Annotated in this window: 16 protein-coding genes; 8 read left to right on the top strand and 8 right to left on the bottom strand. The window is 66.3% G+C overall.

What is annotated here, in order from left to right; all coding sequences use genetic code 11:
• Positions 1–1,026: ATP-binding cassette domain-containing protein (locus DBR20_RS22795; protein ID WP_258223246.1), on the bottom strand; the 1,026-nt coding region annotated here is incomplete at its 3' end.
• Between the two features lie 330 nt (positions 1,027–1,356).
• Complete coding sequence (locus tag DBR20_RS07770; RefSeq protein ID WP_108265794.1) at positions 1,357–2,232, bottom strand: LysR family transcriptional regulator; 876 nt, start codon at positions 2,230–2,232, stop codon at positions 1,357–1,359.
• Between the two features lie 101 nt (positions 2,233–2,333).
• Here DBR20_RS07770 and DBR20_RS07765 point away from each other — a divergent pair, with 101 nt between their 5' ends.
• The 4 genes from DBR20_RS07765 (at position 2,334) to dbpA (ending at position 5,858) form a co-directional block, all read left to right on the top strand.
• Positions 2,334–3,413: a YeiH family protein gene (locus DBR20_RS07765; protein WP_108265781.1), complete on the top strand. Its 1,080-nt coding sequence runs from the start codon at positions 2,334–2,336 to the stop codon at positions 3,411–3,413.
• A gap of 74 nt (positions 3,414–3,487) precedes the next feature.
• Complete coding sequence (locus DBR20_RS07760; RefSeq protein ID WP_181393046.1) at positions 3,488–4,030, top strand: CbrC family protein; 543 nt, start codon at positions 3,488–3,490, stop codon at positions 4,028–4,030.
• A 44-nt stretch (positions 4,031–4,074) separates the two neighbouring features.
• Positions 4,075–4,347 (top strand): hypothetical protein, encoded by a 273-nt coding sequence (locus DBR20_RS07755; RefSeq protein WP_108265779.1) that lies wholly within the window; start codon positions 4,075–4,077, stop codon positions 4,345–4,347.
• A 134-nt stretch (positions 4,348–4,481) separates the two neighbouring features.
• Positions 4,482–5,858, top strand: a complete 1,377-nt coding sequence (gene dbpA, locus DBR20_RS07750; protein ID WP_108265778.1) for an ATP-dependent RNA helicase DbpA — start codon at positions 4,482–4,484, stop codon at positions 5,856–5,858.
• Between the two features lie 154 nt (positions 5,859–6,012).
• On the opposite strand, the gene DBR20_RS07745 is transcribed toward dbpA, so the two are convergent.
• The 4 genes from DBR20_RS07745 to DBR20_RS07725 all read right to left on the bottom strand — a co-directional run bounded on the left by DBR20_RS07745 (position 6,013) and on the right by DBR20_RS07725 (position 9,873).
• Positions 6,013–6,549: an adenine phosphoribosyltransferase gene (locus tag DBR20_RS07745; protein ID WP_108265793.1), complete on the bottom strand. Its 537-nt coding sequence runs from the start codon at positions 6,547–6,549 to the stop codon at positions 6,013–6,015.
• A 675-nt stretch (positions 6,550–7,224) separates the two neighbouring features.
• Entirely contained in the window at positions 7,225–8,790 is a 1,566-nt protein-coding gene (locus DBR20_RS07735) for a YdiU family protein (protein WP_108265776.1), read from the bottom strand.
• A gap of 31 nt (positions 8,791–8,821) precedes the next feature.
• A complete protein-coding gene (locus tag DBR20_RS07730; protein WP_108265775.1) occupies positions 8,822–9,511 on the bottom strand; it encodes a glutathione S-transferase in 690 nt (229 codons plus the stop codon).
• 152 nt (positions 9,512–9,663) lie between these two features.
• A complete protein-coding gene (locus DBR20_RS07725) occupies positions 9,664–9,873 on the bottom strand; it encodes a cold-shock protein (protein WP_025875108.1) in 210 nt (69 codons plus the stop codon).
• A gap of 304 nt (positions 9,874–10,177) precedes the next feature.
• Between DBR20_RS07725 and DBR20_RS07720 the strand changes: the two genes are divergently transcribed.
• Positions 10,178–10,666, top strand: coding sequence for a YaiI/YqxD family protein (locus DBR20_RS07720; protein WP_108265774.1), 489 nt, complete (start codon positions 10,178–10,180; stop codon positions 10,664–10,666).
• Between the two features lie 13 nt (positions 10,667–10,679).
• Here DBR20_RS07720 and DBR20_RS07715 read toward each other — a convergent pair whose 3' ends face one another.
• Positions 10,680–11,549 (bottom strand): pseudouridine synthase, encoded by an 870-nt coding sequence (locus DBR20_RS07715; protein ID WP_108265773.1) that lies wholly within the window; start codon positions 11,547–11,549, stop codon positions 10,680–10,682.
• Between the two features lie 180 nt (positions 11,550–11,729).
• Here DBR20_RS07715 and DBR20_RS07710 point away from each other — a divergent pair, with 180 nt between their 5' ends.
• From DBR20_RS07710 to DBR20_RS07700, 3 genes are all read left to right on the top strand, one after another.
• On the top strand, positions 11,730–12,278 hold the full coding sequence (locus DBR20_RS07710) for a YaeQ family protein (protein ID WP_025875114.1): 549 nt from the start codon (positions 11,730–11,732) through the stop codon (positions 12,276–12,278).
• Complete coding sequence (locus tag DBR20_RS07705; RefSeq protein WP_108265772.1) at positions 12,275–13,459, top strand: NAD(P)/FAD-dependent oxidoreductase; 1,185 nt, start codon at positions 12,275–12,277, stop codon at positions 13,457–13,459. Before DBR20_RS07710 ends, DBR20_RS07705 begins: the two co-directional genes overlap by 4 nt.
• 91 nt (positions 13,460–13,550) lie before the next feature.
• The gene (locus tag DBR20_RS07700; RefSeq protein WP_108265792.1) at positions 13,551–15,620 is read left to right on the top strand and encodes an EAL domain-containing protein; all 2,070 of its coding nucleotides are present in this window, start codon (positions 13,551–13,553) and stop codon (positions 15,618–15,620) included.
• Between the two features lie 116 nt (positions 15,621–15,736).
• Here DBR20_RS07700 and fabV read toward each other — a convergent pair.
• A partial coding sequence (gene fabV / locus DBR20_RS07695; RefSeq protein ID WP_258223245.1) for an enoyl-[acyl-carrier-protein] reductase FabV occupies positions 15,737–16,628 on the bottom strand: 892 nt, incomplete at its 5' end.

The following is a 16,628-nucleotide window of genomic DNA, read 5'->3' as shown; positions in this document are numbered from 1 at the left end:
GCGGTCGCCGCGCAAAATGGTGGTGGAGAAATCACGGACCATCGTGCGATCGCCGAAGGCGAACGAGATGTCCTTGATGTCGATGACCTTCTTGCCCGAGCTCACGCCCTGGGCCGCTTCCATCTTGACGTTGCCACTGAGGTCGCGGCGCTCCGAACGCTCGTTGCGCATCGCCTTCAAGCGGCGCACGCGGCCTTCGTCACGGGTGCGACGTGCCTTGATGCCCTGGCGGATCCACACTTCTTCCTGTGCCAGCAGCTTGTCGAACCGTGCGTTTTCCTGGGCCTGTGCGTTGAGGCGTTCTTCGCGACGGCGCTCGTAGTTGGCCCAGTCGCCCGGCCAGCTGGTGACCTGGCCGCGATCGATCTCGACGATGCGGGTGGCCAGCGCGCGCAGGAAGCGGCGGTCATGGGTGACGAACACCACGCTGCCGTTCCAGTTCTTGAGGAACATTTCGAGCCAGTCGATGGCTTCGATGTCCAGGTGGTTGGTCGGCTCGTCCAGCAGCAGCAGGTCGGGGCTGGAGACCAGCGCACGGCCGAGCAGTACGCGGCGCTTCATGCCGCCGGACAGGCGCGCGAACTCCGCTTCGCCATCGAGGTCGAGCTTGGTCAGGGTCTCGCTGACGCGCTGGTCCAGGCCCCAGCCGTTGGCGGCATCGATCTTCGCCTGCACGTTGCCCAGCGCTTCGCCATCGAACACGTCGGCGTGGCTGAGGTGATGGAATTCGGCGAGCCATTGGCCCAGTTCGCCCAGGCCGTCGGCGACGACGTCGAACACGCTGCCGGCGGCGCCATGCGGCACTTCCTGCTCCAGGCGGGTCACGCGCACGCCCTGCTGCACGCGCACTTCGCCGTCATCGGGCTTGTGGTCGCCGGACAGCAGCTTGAGCAGGGTCGATTTGCCGGCGCCGTTGCGGCCGATCAGGGCAATACGCTCGCCCGGTTCGATCGACAGTTCGGCTTTTTCCAGCAACAGCGGGCCGCCGACGCTGAAGTCGACGTTTTGCAGAGTAATCAGAGGCATCCGACCATTGTAGCGGGTTGCGGGGCTTGGCCGGGCGGCGCCCGGCACCCGCGGTAGTGCCGGCCGCTGGCCGGCAACCTCAACAGCAACAGCAACAGCAACAGCCTGAAGCGGGCTTACGGTGGGAGGCGGGACGGTGTGGGACTGCAGGACACGCCGTAAACCCGTCCTTGGGGGCTCGATGGCGCCATCCATGGCGCCAACGGTCCTGCAGTCCCACACCGTCCCACCTCTGACGGTCTCCCGTGATCTGTGGGGGTCGGATCCCGTTGCTGCGCAACGGGCTCTGACCCCTTCGTGGAATTCGCGTCTGGGGACAATGAATCCCTGCTACTCCACGTCCCCCAACAACGCCTGCAAACCCGGCAACCATCGCTTGCCGGGGTGGCGTACCAGCCACAGCGTGCGCTGCAGCGCCGGCAGCGGGGTTTCCAGAATGCGCAGGCGGCCCAGGGCCAGGGGTTCTTCCAGTGCGTGGCGGGACAGGCAGGCCAGGCCGAGGCCGGCGATGGCGGCTTGCTTGATGGCTTCGGTATTGCCCAGCTGCAGGGTCTGCGCAAAACCGCGCAGGTGCGGCAGCAACGCCTGTTCGACGGCCTCGCGGGTGCCGGATCCGGGTTCGCGCAGCAGCCAACGGGCGGCGCGCAGTTCATCCAGCGACCAACGCGGGGGCGCGTCCGCGGCTGCCACGATCACCAGCGGATCCTGCTGCCAGGCCGTGACCTGCAGTCCGCGTTCATGGCATGGGCCTTCGATCAGGCCGGCGTCGACGTCCAGGCGCTGCACCGCGGCGACCACGCCTGCGCTGTTGTCGATGCGCAGGTCTACCTCGGCCTGCGGTGCTTGCCGCAGCAGTTCGGCGATACGCGGCGGCAGCAGGTAGTTGCCGATGGTGGTGCTGGCCGCCAGTACCAGCCGCAGTGGTGCGCCTTGGGCCGGGTCACCGCCCGCCGCCAACTGCCGCTCCAGATCGGCGGCATTGACCAGCAGCGCGCGCGCCGGTTCCAGCAATGCCCGGCCGTGGCCGTTCAACGCCAGACGACGGCCGATGCGGTCGAACAGCGGCGTGCCGAAATGCGCCTCCAGTTCCTGCAGCGCGGCGCTGCTGGCCGATTGCGAGAGGGCGATGGCCTGGCCCGCGGCAGTGGTGCTGCCGTGATCGGCGATGGCGACGAAGACCTGCAGCTGGCGGAGGGTCAGGCGCACAAACAACCTCTTAAATAGGTAATTTTCACCAATATTATTCGTTTTACAGGTCAGTTGCGTGAGCGCAGGCTGGCATGGCCTCTCCAGACCCTTCCACTGCCATGAACGCCCCTGCCCTCTCCTCCTGGTCCCTGCCCGCCCTGCGCCAGCGCTGGCAACCTCGGCTGCCCGGCCTGCTGCTGGTCGGCCTGGTCGCGGCCGCTTCGCTGTATCTGGCCGAGCTGCCTTGGCTGCAGGCGCACGGCCTGAGCGCGCTGACCGTGGCGATCGTCGCTGGCATCGTGGTCGGCAACACGTTCTATCCACGACTGGCCCCTGCCAGCGCGGCGGGCGTCGGCTTCTCCAAGCATTGGCTGCTGCGCGCCGGCATCGTGCTGTACGGCCTGCGGCTGACCTTCCAGGACATCGGCCACGTCGGCGTGGCCGGCGTGCTGATGGACGTGCTGGTGGTGGCGAGCACCTTTGGCCTGGCCTGCTGGTTGGGCGTGCGCGTGTTCAAGATGGAGCGCGAGGCCGCCATGCTGATCGGTGCCGGCAGCGCAATCTGCGGTGCGGCCGCCGTCATGGCCGCCGAACCGGTGGTGCGCGGGCGTGCTGCGCAGGTGACGGTGGCGGTATCGACGGTGGTGGTGTTCGGCACGTTGGCGATGTTCCTGTATCCCGCGCTGTACGCGCTGGTGCAGTCACATGGCTGGCTGGCGATGGACGCACGGCAGTACGGCCTGTTCACCGGCGCGACCGTGCACGAGGTCGCGCAGGTGGTCGCCGCCGGACGCGCGGTGAGCGAGCCGGCCGCCGATACCGCTGTCATCAGCAAGATGGTGCGGGTAATGCTGCTTGCACCGTTCCTTATCGCGCTGTCGCTGTGGCTGGCGCGTGGCGGCAAGGCGGCGGCGGACGGTGGCAAGGCCCGGATCGTGGTGCCGTGGTTCGCGTTCGGTTTCGTGGCGGTTGCCGGCTTCAATTCGCTGCACCTGCTGCCGGCCGGGCTGCAGGCAGGACTGGTGCAGCTGGATACGGTGCTGCTGGCGATGGCGATGGCCGCACTGGGCCTGACCACCCACGTCTCGGCCCTGCGCCAGGCCGGCCTGAAGCCGCTGCTGCTGGCGCTGATCCTGTTCGGTTGGCTGCTGTTCGGCGGTCTGGCGATCCATCAGGGTGTGCTGGCGTTGCTGGGCTGAGCGACCCTCCCCGCTTGCCGACACCATCCGCAGGTCGTACAAGACCGTACCCTGCGCCGCACTGGATGGACGCCATGAGCATCGATGACTTTCCAAACTTCCGCTACCACCCGGACCCGGTTGCGACGGGCAACGTGGGGCCGTCCACGGCTGCCTGCAGGGTGTGCCAGCAAGCGCGTGGATACTTGTACCTGCGCGATGCCATCCACGCAGGGCGCGAAGATTATTCAGAGCAGATCTGCCCTTGGTGCATTGCCGATGGCCGTGCAGCGTCGGCGCTGGATGTGGCATTTGCCTGCAGTCTGGACGTCGACCAAGGCGTGCCCGAAACCGCTTTGGAAGAGCTGTCCCTGCGCACGCCAGGCTATGTCAGTTTTCAAGGGGAAAAATGGCTGGCACATTGCAGCGATGTCTGCCGCTTCCTGGGCGACGCCACCATGGAACAGGTGAGTCAGGCCTCGGCAACGACCATCGCGGCATGGTGCGCGGCCAATAGCGCCGACGCAATACTCTGGTCGGAGCTGGTCAGCGACTACGCGCCCGGTGGAGATATCGGCTTCTACACGTTCGAGTGCCTGCACTGCGGCCTGATCCAGTTCCAGGTTGACGCGGCCTGAGTCTCCTCCTGCTCCTGTCCAACGTGGATCGTTAGACTTGAGGCATGCCCGCATCTCCCACCCTGCTGCCGATCCCGTTGCGCCTGCTGGATGATCGCTGTGGGCCGGGCAATGTCGATGAAGCCGAAGACACGCTGATCGGGGTCGTGCAGGCGGTGATGGGCGAGCAGGCGACCTGTTCGTTCGACTTCGATACACAGCACGCCAACCCGTGGTTCCACCAGCTGCTGCTGGAGCCCAGGGCGGCGGGAAAGCCGGCCACCCCGGAGCAGTTGCAGGCGATGGCTGATCGGCTGGTGGCCCTCGGACTGGGTTGAGGGGACAGCCAGAGCATCCACGCATGGCGTGGATCTACTGAATTCCAAAGGCGCCGCCTCCCCTGGGGGATCCACGCCGTGCATGGATGAAGGCTGCGAGGCGGGACCGGGCGCGCGCACAGGTACAATGCGCCATGACTGACTTTTCGACCCTGCCGCTGAGCCCGGCCCTGCAGCCCGGCCTGGATGCCCTCGGCTACACCACCCTCACGCCGATCCAGGCGCAGAGCCTGCCCGCCATCCTTGATGGCCGCGATGTCATCGCTCAAGCCCCGACCGGCAGCGGCAAGACCGCTGCCTTCGGCCTGGGCCTGCTGCAGTCCATCGACCCCAGCCTGATCCGCGTGCAGGGGCTGGTGCTGTGCCCCACCCGCGAGCTGGCGGACCAGGTGGCAAAGCAGATCCGCAAGCTGGCCACCGGCATCCCCAACCTGAAGCTGCTGCTGCTGACCGGCGGCACGCCGCTGGGCCCGCAGCTGGCGTCGCTGGAAAGCCACGATCCGCACGTGGTGGTCGGCACGCCCGGCCGCGTGCAGGAACTGGCGCGCAAGCGCGCACTGAATCTGGGCGCCGTGCGCACGCTGGTGCTGGACGAAGCCGACCGCATGCTCGACATGGGTTTCGAAGAGCCGATCCGTGAGATCGCCGGTCGTACCCATCGCGATCGCCAGAGCCTGCTGTTCTCGGCCACTTTCCCCGACAGCATCCGCGCCATGGCCCGCGACCTGCTGCGCGATGCCGTGGAGGTGACCGTGGAAGGCGCCGATCAGGCGCCGGCCATCCGACACCTGTTCTGCGAAGTCGAACCGGCACACCGGCAGAAAGCACTGGCCGGCCTGCTGCTGAAGTACACGCCCGAATCGGCCGTGGTGTTCTGCAACACCCGCAAGGACGTGGACGAAGTGGCCAACTCGCTGCAGCAGTTCGGCTTCTCCGCGCTCGCCCTGCATGGCGACATGGAGCAGCGCGACCGTGAGGAAGTGCTGCTGCGCCTGGCCAACCGCAGCTGCAACGTGCTGGTCGCCAGCGACGTCGCCGCACGCGGGCTGGATGTGGAAGAGCTGGCCGCGGTGATCAACTACGAGCTGCCGACCGACGTCGAGAGCTACCAGCACCGTGTCGGCCGTACTGGTCGTGCCGGCGCCAGTGGCTTGGCGATCAGCCTGGTGGCAGGCCGCGAAAAGAACCGCGCCGACGCCATCGAAGCGCAACGCGGCGAGCCGCTGGACTGGCAGAAGACGCCGCTGGCGACGTCGCGCCCGGCCGAACTGCCGCAGGCGGCGATGCGCACCCTGCGTATCGATGGCGGCAAGACCGACAAGCTGCGCGCGGGCGACATCCTCGGCGCACTCACCGGCGACGCCGGCCTATCGGCCAAGTTCATCGGCAAAATCGCGATCTTCCCGACCCGCTCCTATGTGGCGATCGCCCGCGAGCAGGTGAACAAGGCCGTCGCGAAGCTGGAAGCCGGCAAGATCAAGGGCCGACGATTCCGCGTGCGGATGATGTGATTGAAGGAGTGCTGCCAATCACGGTTGGCAGCGACGTGACCTGGTAGTGGCCAACCTTGGTTGGCCCATCCACGCGGTGCCAACCAAGGTTGGCAACTACCGGTTCGCCGCGATTCGCCCGGGTAGGCGCCAACCTTGGTTGGCACCTGCGAAATCAGAACACCAGTTCGGTGTGCAGCGGCAGATCCGCTTCCCAGCGGCCACGGCCACCCAGGCCGTCCAGCTCGACCAGCACGCCGGCGCCGACTACTTCCACGCCCAGGCGGCGCACCAGCGACAACGCAGCAACCAGCGTGCCACCGGTTGCCAGCACGTCGTCGATGATCGCCACGCGCGCACCGGCCGGCAGCGCGTCGGCATGCACTTCAATGCAGTCGCTGCGGTATTCCAGGGTGTATTCCTCGCGCAGCACCTTGCCAGGCAGCTTGCCCGGCTTGCGCACCGGCACGAAGCCGACGCCCAGTTCCAGCGCCATGGCCGCGCCCAGAATGAAGCCACGCGATTCGATGCCGACCACCGCGTCCAGCTTCTGCCCGCGCCAGCGATCGGCCATCGCTGCGATCGCGCCACGGAAGTCCTCGCTGTGGGCGAGCAGCGGCATGATGTCCTTGAACAGGATGCCCGGCTTGGGGAAGTCGGCGATGTCGCGCAGGCGCGAGGCCCACTGCGGAGCGACGATGGCGTCGGTCATGGCGATTCGGTTGTCTGATGGCGGCATAGGGTACCTGTTCCGGGCGCCGGCTGCCTGTTGAGGGGTGCGCGGCCGGGCTGCGCCCGGCACCTGCAGAGGCTTTCAAGCCAAGCCAAGCCAAGCAACAGCAACAGCGGGGTTCCGTAGTTTGGCGGGGTGGGTCCGGTTGCGGGGGACGCCGTGAACCCCCAGGCCGGCCCAGCCGCTAGCGGCTGTGCGTTCGGGCGCTTGCGAAGCAGTGCTTCGCAAGCAAAGCGCCCTCACCCATGGGGGCTTGGCCGCGGCATCCATGCCGCGGACACCCCCGCAACCGGACCCACCCCGCCTTCGACAGTTTCCTGCGATCTGTCAGAGATCCACGCCGTGCGTGGATGAATCTCCATCGAAATCGAATATCTCGCGAATTGAACGAAAAGCATCCACGCATGGCGTGGATCTACTGGCCACCGGCCAACTGTCGAAGGCGGGGCACTGTGGGATTGCGGGGTGTGAGCCGCATGGATGCGGCGACCAAGCCTCCATGGACGGATTCACGGCGTCCCCGCAAACCCGCAGTGCCCCGCCATTCCACGGAATGCACGCCGTTGCTGTTGCTTCGGCTGTTGCTGTTGCTGTTGCTGTTGCTGTTGCTGCTGCTGCTGCGGGTGCAGGGCGCAGCCCTGCCAAAACCCACCCTCAGGAACTGCAGGACAGCATCGAGCAGCCTGCGCGATTGTCTGCCCACGCCGGGCGCTTGCCGGCGTAGTGCTCCAGCCCCGGGCGTTCAGTGTACGGATCACGCAACACGTCCTGCAGGGCGTGCACACCGCCCAGGTCTCCCTGTTCGGCGCGATCGATCGCTTCCTGTGCCAGCCAGTTGCGCAGCACATACAGCGGATTGGCTGCGCCCATCTTCGCGACGCGCTCGGGTGCCGGCAGCGGATCGGCACGCAGCCGGGCCGCGTAATCCTGCAACCACTGCTGCAGAAGTTCCTGCACCGCGTGCTGCTGCTCGGGGTCATAGAAGACTTCGGCCAGTACCCCCGCATCGGGTGCATTGGCATCGATGCGCATCAGCGCACGCCATGCCAGGGTCATGTCCATGCCGCCATCCTGCATCAGCTGCTGCCAACGCTGGTAGAGCTGCAGGTCGGCATCGTCGGCCGCCGCCAGACCCAGCTTGGCCGCCACATCGCGACGGGTGCAGGCGACAAAGGTCGCCTGGTAGGCGGCCAGCCCTGCCTGCAGCGGCTGCACGTCGGCGAACAACGGCGACAGCGCCTGTGCCAGACGGCTGAGGTTCCAGTACGCCACCTGCGGCTGGGTGCCGAAACGATAGCGACGCCCCTGCGCATCGGTGGTGTTCGGCGTCCAGTCCGGATCGAAGTCCTCGACCCAACCATACGGGCCATAGTCGAGGGTCACGCCGAGCACCGAAAGGTTGTCGGTGTTCATCACCCCATGCACGAAGCCGACGCGCATCCAGTGCGCGATCATCTCTGCGGTGCGCACGGCGATCTGCGCGAACCAATCGCCATAGAGCACTTCACCCTGCCCCTTCAGTTCCGGGAAATCGCGGGCGATGCAGGCGTCGACCATCTGCTTCAACAGTGCGGTCTCGCCACGTGAAGCGGGCAGTTCAAATGAACCAAAACGCAGGAACGAGGGCGCTACCCGGCAGACGATCGCGCCGGGCTCCGCGCGCGGATGACCGTCATAGAACATGTCGCGCACTACGTCCTCGCCGGTGCCGACCAGCGACAGGGCGCGGGTAGTCGGTACGCCGAGGTGATGCATCGCCTCGCTGCACAGGAATTCGCGGATCGACGAGCGCAGCACCGCACGGCCGTCGGCGCCGCGCGAGTACGGCGTTGGCCCGGCGCCCTTCAACTGCAGTTCCCAGTGCCTGCCATCGGCGCCGATCAACTCGCCCAGCGAGATGGCGCGACCATCACCCAACTGCCCGGCCCAATGCCCGAACTGATGGCCTCCATAGTTGGCCGCCCATGGCTGCATGCCTGCATACAGCGCGTTGCCGCCGAACACCTGGGCGAAGCCTTCGTCAGCGACCTGCACAGGATCGAATCCGAGCATCCCGGCCACCTCCGGCGACCACGCCAGCAGCACCGGCGCTGCAACAGGCGTCGGCATCACCGGCGACCAGGCCGCACCCAGCACTTCGCGCCGGCGCGGGCCGGACTCGGGATCGCCCGGCAACAGGTTCAGCAGGCGGTTGTCGAACTTGGGAGCTGTGGTATCCATGAGCACAGCATGGGGGCGACGACGGCCGTCCTCAATCGCCGCGCAGGGCCTGCAATGCCCCACCGTGCGCCTCGGCACGCTGGTAGGCCGGACGCTCGCCGATGCGCTTGAGGAAGCCACGCAATGCCGGCTTGTCGTCCAGCCCGCCGCCGCGTGCGGCTGCTGCCTGGATCGGGAAGCTCATCTGGATGTCCGCGGCGGTGAAGCGCTCGCCGGCAAACCACGGGCTTTCGGCCAGACGCCGTTCCATCCAGTCCAGATGCAGGCGTCGTTGCGGGCCGACGAAACCGCGCTCGGCCTTGTCGGCGATGCTGCGGGCGATCGGCCGCGCGAAGAACGGCATCGGCGCGCTGCGGATGCGGCTCATCACCAAGGTCAGCAGCATCGGCGGCATCGCCGAGCCTTCGGCATAGTGCAGCCAGTACCGGTAATCGATGCGCTCTTTGCCATCGGCCGGTACCGGCGACGGCGACAGCTGGCGATGCACGTCGTAGCGGTCAGCCAGGTAATCGAGGATGGCGCCGGATTCGACGAGGATGAGTTCACCGTCCTGCAGCACCGGGGCCTTGCCCAGCGGGTGCACCTGACGCAGTTCCGGCGGCGCCAGCATCGTCTTCGGGTCGCGCGGGTAGCGGCGCAGCTCGTAGTCCAACCCCAGCTCCTCCAGCATCCACAGCACGCGCAGCGAACGGGAGTTTTCCAGATGATGGACGATGCGCATGGGGACGATCCTTGGGGAGGCCTGCATCGTACCGTGCCGGGTGCATGCCCTTTGTAGAGCCGGGCCTGGCTCGACGCTGCAAGAAGCCCATAACGAAAAACGCCGGGAGCTTTCGCTCCCGGCGTTCTGGCTACCAAACGGTAGCAGACGGATTAGACCGCCTGCACCTGGTCAGCCTGCATACCCTTCTGACCCTGGACGGCGACGAAGGTAACCTTCTGGCCTTCCTGCAGGGTCTTGAAGCCGGTGCCCTGGATCGCGCGGAAATGCACGAACAGGTCCGGGCCGCTTTCCGGGGTGATGAAGCCGAAGCCCTTGGCGTCGTTGAACCACTTGACAGTGCCGGTCTGACGATCAGACATATTTACTAACTCCTGAAACACATGTTGAAAAAAATCGCAGCCACCGGGTATCGGGGCCGAGACTGAGTTGCAGGCGTTGGTAAAGCGGATCGATGAGCGGATCGTGAGATCAACTGCACCAGGCCACGATTCACGGTGACCCTAGCAAACACAGTGGGCCAGACGATACGCGTGTTTTGAGCAAAAAGCGATAGCCTTGATATTCAGCGACAAACGGCCGGCCCCTAGACAGGGCAAGGGGTTGCACCAGATCGAGGCTAAACCCGGGCCCCCATTCAGGTTTTTCCTACCCTACACTGGGTAAATGACTGAAGCTGAAACCCGAGCTGAACCCCTGCTCCCCCGCATCTGGGTGGACGCAGACGCCTGCCCCGTCGTCATTCGCGACATCCTGTTCCGCGCAGCTGAACGGGTCGGTGTGGAACTGACCCTGGTCGCCAACCAGTGGATCCGCACCCCACCCTCGCGCTGGCTGCGCTCGATCCAGGTGCCGCAGGGGCTGGACGTGGCCGACAGCGCCATTGTCGAGCGGGTGGCCCCCGGCGACCTGGTGGTCACCCAGGACATTCCGCTGGCCGCCCTGGTGCTGGAGAAGAAGGGGGTAGCCCTGAACCCACGGGGCCAGCTGTACACCCCCAACAACATGGCCGAGCGGCTGTCGATGCGTAATTTCATGGAAGAGCTGCGTGGCTCGGGCGTGCAGACTGGTGGACCACCGCCGCTCGGCGCGCGCGACCGCCAGTTGTTCGCTGCCGAGCTGGACCGCTGGCTGGCGCGCCGCCCGAACAGGTGAATCCGGCCGCGCGTCAGCCGGGAACGCTCAAGGTGCGCGCACTGCGGAAGCTGTGCCGCTGGCCCGTCAGCGGATCATCGAAGGCCAGCGCCTGCGCCAGCAGCTGCAACGGCGGCTCGCCCTCACCCTGCGGCCGGTCCTGCAGCTGCGGGTAGAACCCGTCGCCCAGGATCGGCGCACCGAGCGCCGCCATATGGACCCGCAGCTGATGCTTGCGTCCGGATTCCGGCGCAAGCCGGTAGCGCCAGACCGGGCCATGCGCTTCGATGAGCTCGATACGGGTCCGGGCATTCGGCTCGCCGGGAACTTCGGCCATGCGGAAGAAAGGCTCCCCTGGCTGCAGCCGGCTGTTCCGCTCCAGCGGAAACCGCAGATCGGGCAAGGCCGGTGCCAGCGCCTCGTAAGTCTTCTCGATGCGGCGCTCACGGAACAGGCGCTGGTAGGCGTCGCGCGTTTCCGGCCGGGTGGAGAACAGCACAAGCCCAGCCGTCAACCGGTCCAGCCGATGCAACGGCACCAGCTCGGTGTTGCCGGTGCGCTTGATCAGGCGCGCCAACAGGGTTTCGCGCACAAAGGCACCGGTAGGCGCGGTCGGCAGGAAGTGCGGCTTGTCAGCCACCAGCAGGTGCGCATCGTGATGCAGGATGGTCTCCACGAAGGGAATCACCGGCTCGTCAGCCACTTCACGGAAGTAGCGGATCTCCAGCCCCACCTGCCACGGCATGTCCGCCGCCAGCGCCCTGCCCTGCGCGTCCTGTACCCGTCCGCGCGCGAAGCGACTCTCCCATTGCAACCGGTCGATGCGCGGGAAGCGCGCGCACAGTCCCTCCAGCAGGGAAGCCCAGTTACCGGGCGGTAGCTGCAGTCGGCTGGGCGTGGTCATGACGTGGTCGCGATGCCGAAGATCTGCAGGCGGCACGGACGTGAACGGGACATACGACAGGGCAAGCCGGAAGAATCAGGACGGCCAGCGTGCCACCGATCACACCCTGCCGACACCCCCATACCGGACACCCCCGGGGCAAACCTCTATCATTGACGGTCTTTACCCCTCTGGATCTTCATGGCCCTCACCGCCACCATCCGCAAGGCCGAACTGCAGATCAGCGACATGGATCGCGGCTACTACGCGACCCACAACCTGACCCTGGCCCAGCATCCGTCTGAAACCGACGAACGCCTGATGGTGCGCCTGCTCGCCTTCGCGCTGAACGCTGGCGACCGCCTGGAGTTCGGCCGCGGCCTGAGCACCGACGATGAGCCGGACCTGTGGGAACACGATTACACCGGCGACATCCTGCAGTGGATCGACCTCGGCCATCCGGATGAGTCACGCATCCGCAAGGCCAGCAACCGCAGCCGACAGGTGCAGGTGGTCAACTACGGTGGCAATGCGTCGGACATCTGGTGGCAGAAGCAGGGCAAGGGCCTGGCCCGGTTCGACAACCTGTCGGTGGTTGACCTGGACGGTGGATTCGTCGACCTGTGGGGCCAGCAGATCCAGCGTGCGATGCGCTGGAGCGTGCTGATCCAGGACGCCGAAGTGCAGCTGCTCAACGATCAGATGCAGCTGGACGTGATCCCCAACTGGCGCAAGCGCGCCAAGGCATGAGCACGATCCGCTGCGACGTGCTGGTGATCGGTGCCGGCGCAGCCGGGCTGATGACCGCGATCACGGCGGGCCAGCGAGGCCGGCATGTGCAGGTGATCGACCACGCCAACAAGATCGGCAAGAAGATCCTGATGTCCGGCGGTGGTCGCTGCAACTTCACCAACACCGGCACCACCCCGGCCAACTTCCTGTCGGCCAATCCGCATTTCTGCAAGTCGGCGCTGGCGCGCTACTCGCCCTACCACTTCATCGAGATGGTCGAGCGCCACGGCATCGCGTATCACGAAAAAGAGCTGGGCCAGCTGTTCTGCGATGTCTCGTCCAAGCAGATCGTGAAGATGCTGGTGGACGAGTGCCAGCAGGCCGGCGTGCAGATCCGCACGCAGTGCAGCGTGGAGCGCATCGAGCACGGCACTGACGGCTTCCGCGTGCACACCACGCACGGCCTGTTCCATTGCGCCTCGCTGGTGGTCGCCACCGGCGGCCTGTCCATTCCCAGCCTGGGTGCAACCGGGTTCGGCTATGAGATCGCGCGCCAGTTCGGCCACCAGCTGCTGCCGACCCGCGCCGGCCTGGTGCCGTTGACGCTCAGCGGCACCCACCAGGAACGCCTGGCCGAGCTCAGCGGCGTCGCCCTGCCGGTCGAGGCCAGCTGCAATGGCGCCAGCTTCCGCAACTTCATGCTGCTGACCCATCGTGGCGTCAGTGGCCCGGCCATCCTGCAGATTTCCTCGTTCTGGCAACCCAGTGACACGCTGTCGCTGGATCTGCTGCCCGGTCAGGATGCCGCCGAATGGCTGCGCCAGATGAAGCGCGAACGCCCCGCTGCGGAACTGCGTACGGTGCTGGGCGATGTGCTGCCCAAGCGACTGGCGCAGCGCATGTGCGAGCACTGGCTGCCTGACCGCCCGGTACGTCAGCTGGACGAGCCGGACCTGCGCAAGGCGGCACAGGTGCTTTCAGCATTCCCGCTGGTGGCCAGCGGCACCGAGGGCTACCGCACCGCCGAAGTCACCCTTGGCGGCGTCGATACCAACGAGGTCTCGTCGTCGACGCTGGAATCCAAGCGCGTGCCTGGCCTGCATTTCGTCGGCGAGGTGCTGGACGTGACCGGCTGGCTGGGCGGCTACAACTTCCAGTGGGCCTGGGCCAGCGGGCACGCGGCCGGCTGCGTGGTGTGAACCGCATCGCCGTTCCAGGCACGCAAGCGTTGCGCGCATGGACGCGCCGCCACGCATCGTGTATCTAGATTTGCAGATTGGGGAGCAGTGCATGCAGAACGCGAACGACATCACCATCCGCCTGCTGATCGTCGATGACAGCGGCGAGAACGCCGAAGCCATCGTCAGCACCCTGCGCAACAGCGGCATCGCCGTGCGCCCATGGCGTCCGCAGGACTCGGCCGAGCTGTCGCAGGTACTGGCCAGCCAGGCGATCGACCTGGTGCTGGCGGCGCCCTCGCAGAGCATCCCGCTGCCACTGGTGGCCCAGCACATCGCCGCCAGCGGCAAGGACATCCCGCTGGTGCTGCTGGCCGAGCGCATCGACGAGGACGAACTGGTACAGGCCAGCAGCAACGGCGTTCGCGCCCTCGCCCTGCGCCAGCGCTCCGAACACCTGCTGGCAGTGGTCCGCGACCAGTGGGTCGACCTGCAGGCACGCCGTGGACTGCGCCGGATCGAAGCACAGATGCGCGAGACCGAGCGTCGCTGCGACGCGCTGATCGCCTCGTCGCGTGAACCGATTGCCTATGTCCACGAAGGCATGCACATCCGTGCCAATGATGCCTACCTGGAGATGTTCGGTTACGAGGATTTCGAGGAGGTCGAAGGCATCTCGCTGCTGGACATGGTCGCCGCCCAGCACGTGGATGATTTCAAGCAGTTGCTGAAGTCACTCAGCCGTGGCGAAGCGCCGCCGCCGCAGTACCAGCTCGACGCCCGCCACCAGGACGGCAACGCCTTCCCGGCGACGATGGAATTCACCGCAGCCACCTACGAGGGCGAATCCTGCCTGCAGGTGGTATTCCGCCGGCGCATGGAATTTGACCCGGAGCTGGCACGCGAGGTCGAAGACCTGCGCCAGCGCGACCAGGTCACCGGCCTGCTCAACCGCCCGACCTTCATGCTGCAGGTCGAGGACGCGGTTGCACAGGCGGGGCGCAGCGAGGGTCAGTTCGGCCTGCTGATGGTCGAACCGGATCATTACGCGCGCCTGATCCCCGATATTGGACTGGCCTCGGCCGACGCCCTCATCGGCGCCCTCGCCGCCTTGCTGGCCGAGGTCGTTGGCGAGGATGCGCAGCTGGCCCGCTTCGGCGAACACAGTTTCGCCGTGCTGCAGTCCGGTCCCTATGCACAGACCGTGGCACTGGCCGAGCGAATCCGCGAAGCCTACGCCGCGCACGTCTTCAGCATCGGTGCGCGCTCGGCCACCGTGACCGTCAGCATTGGCGGGGTGCAGGTGGGCGAGAAGATCGCCAGCATCGGCCAGGTGCTGGCGCGCGCCAGTGAATGTACACAGGCCGCTGCCGCGCTCGGCAATACCTGCCGCATCTTCGACCCGGCCGCCGTCGATCGCGTGGAAGAAGAGCGCGTGCAGCGCTGGGTCGCACGTATCCGCGAAGCACTGGCAGGCGATGGCTTCCAACTGCATTACCAGCCGGTGCTGAACCTGCAGGGCGAGTCGCTGGAGCTGTATGAAGCCTACCTGCGGCTGGAACACAACGGAGAGCTGCTGAGCCCGACCGCGTTCCTCGGCATCGCCGAAGAACACGGCCTGCTGGCGGACATCAACCGCTGGGTCGTCTCGCAGGCGATCGCGGTACTGGGCGCGCGTGCGCGCGAGGGTCATCCCACGCAGATGCTGGTGAAGGTCACGCCGGAATCGTTCGATGACCCGAAGATGATCGCCACGCTGCGCCAGCAGTTGCAGGCACACGGCGTACCGGGCGAACGCCTGTGGCTGCATGCGCCGGAGTCGAAGGTGTTCACCCACCTGCGCAGCGCCCAGCAGTTCCTCGCGGAAGTGGCACCGCTCGGCTGCCGGATCGGTCTGGAGCAGTTCGGCTCGGGCCTGGATTCGTTCCAGCTGCTGGCTCACTTCCAGCCGCAGTTCCTCAAGCTTGATCGCGGCTTCACCAGCGACCTGGCCGCCACCCGCGAGAACATCGACCGGGTCAGCCAGATCACCGCACGTGCGCAGGAAGCCGGCATCCGCACCATGGCCGAGTTCGTCAGCGACGCCAACTCGATGACACTGCTGTTCAGTGCCGGCGTGGACTACGTGCAGGGCGATTTCGTCGGCCCTGCAGCGCCGACGATGAACTTCGAGTTCGGCTGATGCCTCGCCGGTAGCGCCGGGCCATGCCCGGCGGATGGCTGGCAAACCGCTACGCTCGCCGGGCATGGCCCGGCGCTACCAATAGAAGAAGGCCGGCTTGCGCCGGCCTTTTTCCATCAGGTCAGATCGACCAGATTGGCGATCTTCACGTCCGGATTGACGTCGGCTTCGTAGTCGACGCCTTCGACACCGAAACCGAACAGACGCAGGAAATCGGCCTTGTAGCCGGCCAGATCGCTGATCTCGTACAGGTTCTCGTTGGTCACCTGCGGCCACAGCGCCAGCACCTCACCCTGCACGTCGGCCGCCATTTCCTTGTAGTCGGCACGCAGGCGACCTTCTTCATCGATCAACGCGACGGTGTGGCCATCGCCATCGACCAGATCGTGACGCAGGCGATCGACCGCCACGCCATCGGCCTTGGCGCCGTACAGGATGTCGTACAGCACGTCGAGCTGCTCGATGCAGCCTTCGTGGGTGCCCTTTGCCTTCATTACCTTGAACAGCAGCGACAGGTACAGCGGCATGGTCGGAATGGCCGAGCTGGCCTGGGTCACCACCGCCTTCAGCACCGACACGCGCGCATCGCCGCCGATCTTGGCCAGCTTCTCGCGCAGGCCCAGCACCTTGTCGTCCAGATCCTTCTTGGCAGCACCGATGGAACCATTCCAGTAGATCGCCTGGGTGATCTCTTCGCCCACGTAGGTGAAGGCCGTGGTGGTGCAGCCATTGGCCAACACGCCGGCATCAGCCAGCGCGTCGATCCACATCTGCCAGTCCTCACCGCCCATCACCGCGACGGTACCGGCGATTTCTTCCGGGGTGGCCGGCTGCAGGTGGGTCTCGGTCAGCACTTCCTTGTCGGTATCCAGACCACGCAGGGTGATCGGCTCACCGATCGGCTTCAGCGTGGAGCTGATGATCTCGCCGGTCTTGGGATGCTTGCGGCGCGGCGCAGCCAGGCTGTAGACCACCTGATCGACCTGGCCGAGATCGGCCTTGATCATC

This window comes from Stenotrophomonas sp. HMWF023, from assembly GCF_003060985.1.
Lineage (GTDB): Bacteria > Pseudomonadota > Gammaproteobacteria > Xanthomonadales > Xanthomonadaceae > Stenotrophomonas > Stenotrophomonas lactitubi.
This window is presented reverse-complemented; position numbering and strand designations above follow the sequence as displayed.

What these genes read in the sequence shown, in the direction of transcription:
- DBR20_RS07765 (WP_108265781.1), top strand. Translation starts at nt 2,334, where the DNA reads ATGAACGCCCCTGCCCTCTCCTCCTGGTCCCTGCCCGCCCTGCGCCAG.
- DBR20_RS07760 (WP_181393046.1), top strand. Translation starts at nt 3,488, where the DNA reads ATGAGCATCGATGACTTTCCAAACTTCCGCTACCACCCGGACCCGGTT.
- DBR20_RS07755 (WP_108265779.1), top strand. Translation starts at nt 4,075, where the DNA reads ATGCCCGCATCTCCCACCCTGCTGCCGATCCCGTTGCGCCTGCTGGAT.
- dbpA (WP_108265778.1), top strand. Translation starts at nt 4,482, where the DNA reads ATGACTGACTTTTCGACCCTGCCGCTGAGCCCGGCCCTGCAGCCCGGC.
- DBR20_RS07745 (WP_108265793.1), bottom strand. Translation starts at nt 6,549, where the DNA reads ATGACCGACGCCATCGTCGCTCCGCAGTGGGCCTCGCGCCTGCGCGAC.
- DBR20_RS07735 (WP_108265776.1), bottom strand. Translation starts at nt 8,790, where the DNA reads ATGGATACCACAGCTCCCAAGTTCGACAACCGCCTGCTGAACCTGTTG.
- DBR20_RS07730 (WP_108265775.1), bottom strand. Translation starts at nt 9,511, where the DNA reads ATGCGCATCGTCCATCATCTGGAAAACTCCCGTTCGCTGCGCGTGCTG.
- DBR20_RS07725 (WP_025875108.1), bottom strand. Translation starts at nt 9,873, where the DNA reads ATGTCTGATCGTCAGACCGGCACTGTCAAGTGGTTCAACGACGCCAAG.
- DBR20_RS07720 (WP_108265774.1), top strand. Translation starts at nt 10,178, where the DNA reads ATGACTGAAGCTGAAACCCGAGCTGAACCCCTGCTCCCCCGCATCTGG.
- DBR20_RS07715 (WP_108265773.1), bottom strand. Translation starts at nt 11,549, where the DNA reads ATGACCACGCCCAGCCGACTGCAGCTACCGCCCGGTAACTGGGCTTCC.
- DBR20_RS07710 (WP_025875114.1), top strand. Translation starts at nt 11,730, where the DNA reads ATGGCCCTCACCGCCACCATCCGCAAGGCCGAACTGCAGATCAGCGAC.
- DBR20_RS07705 (WP_108265772.1), top strand. Translation starts at nt 12,275, where the DNA reads ATGAGCACGATCCGCTGCGACGTGCTGGTGATCGGTGCCGGCGCAGCC.
- DBR20_RS07700 (WP_108265792.1), top strand. Translation starts at nt 13,551, where the DNA reads ATGCAGAACGCGAACGACATCACCATCCGCCTGCTGATCGTCGATGAC.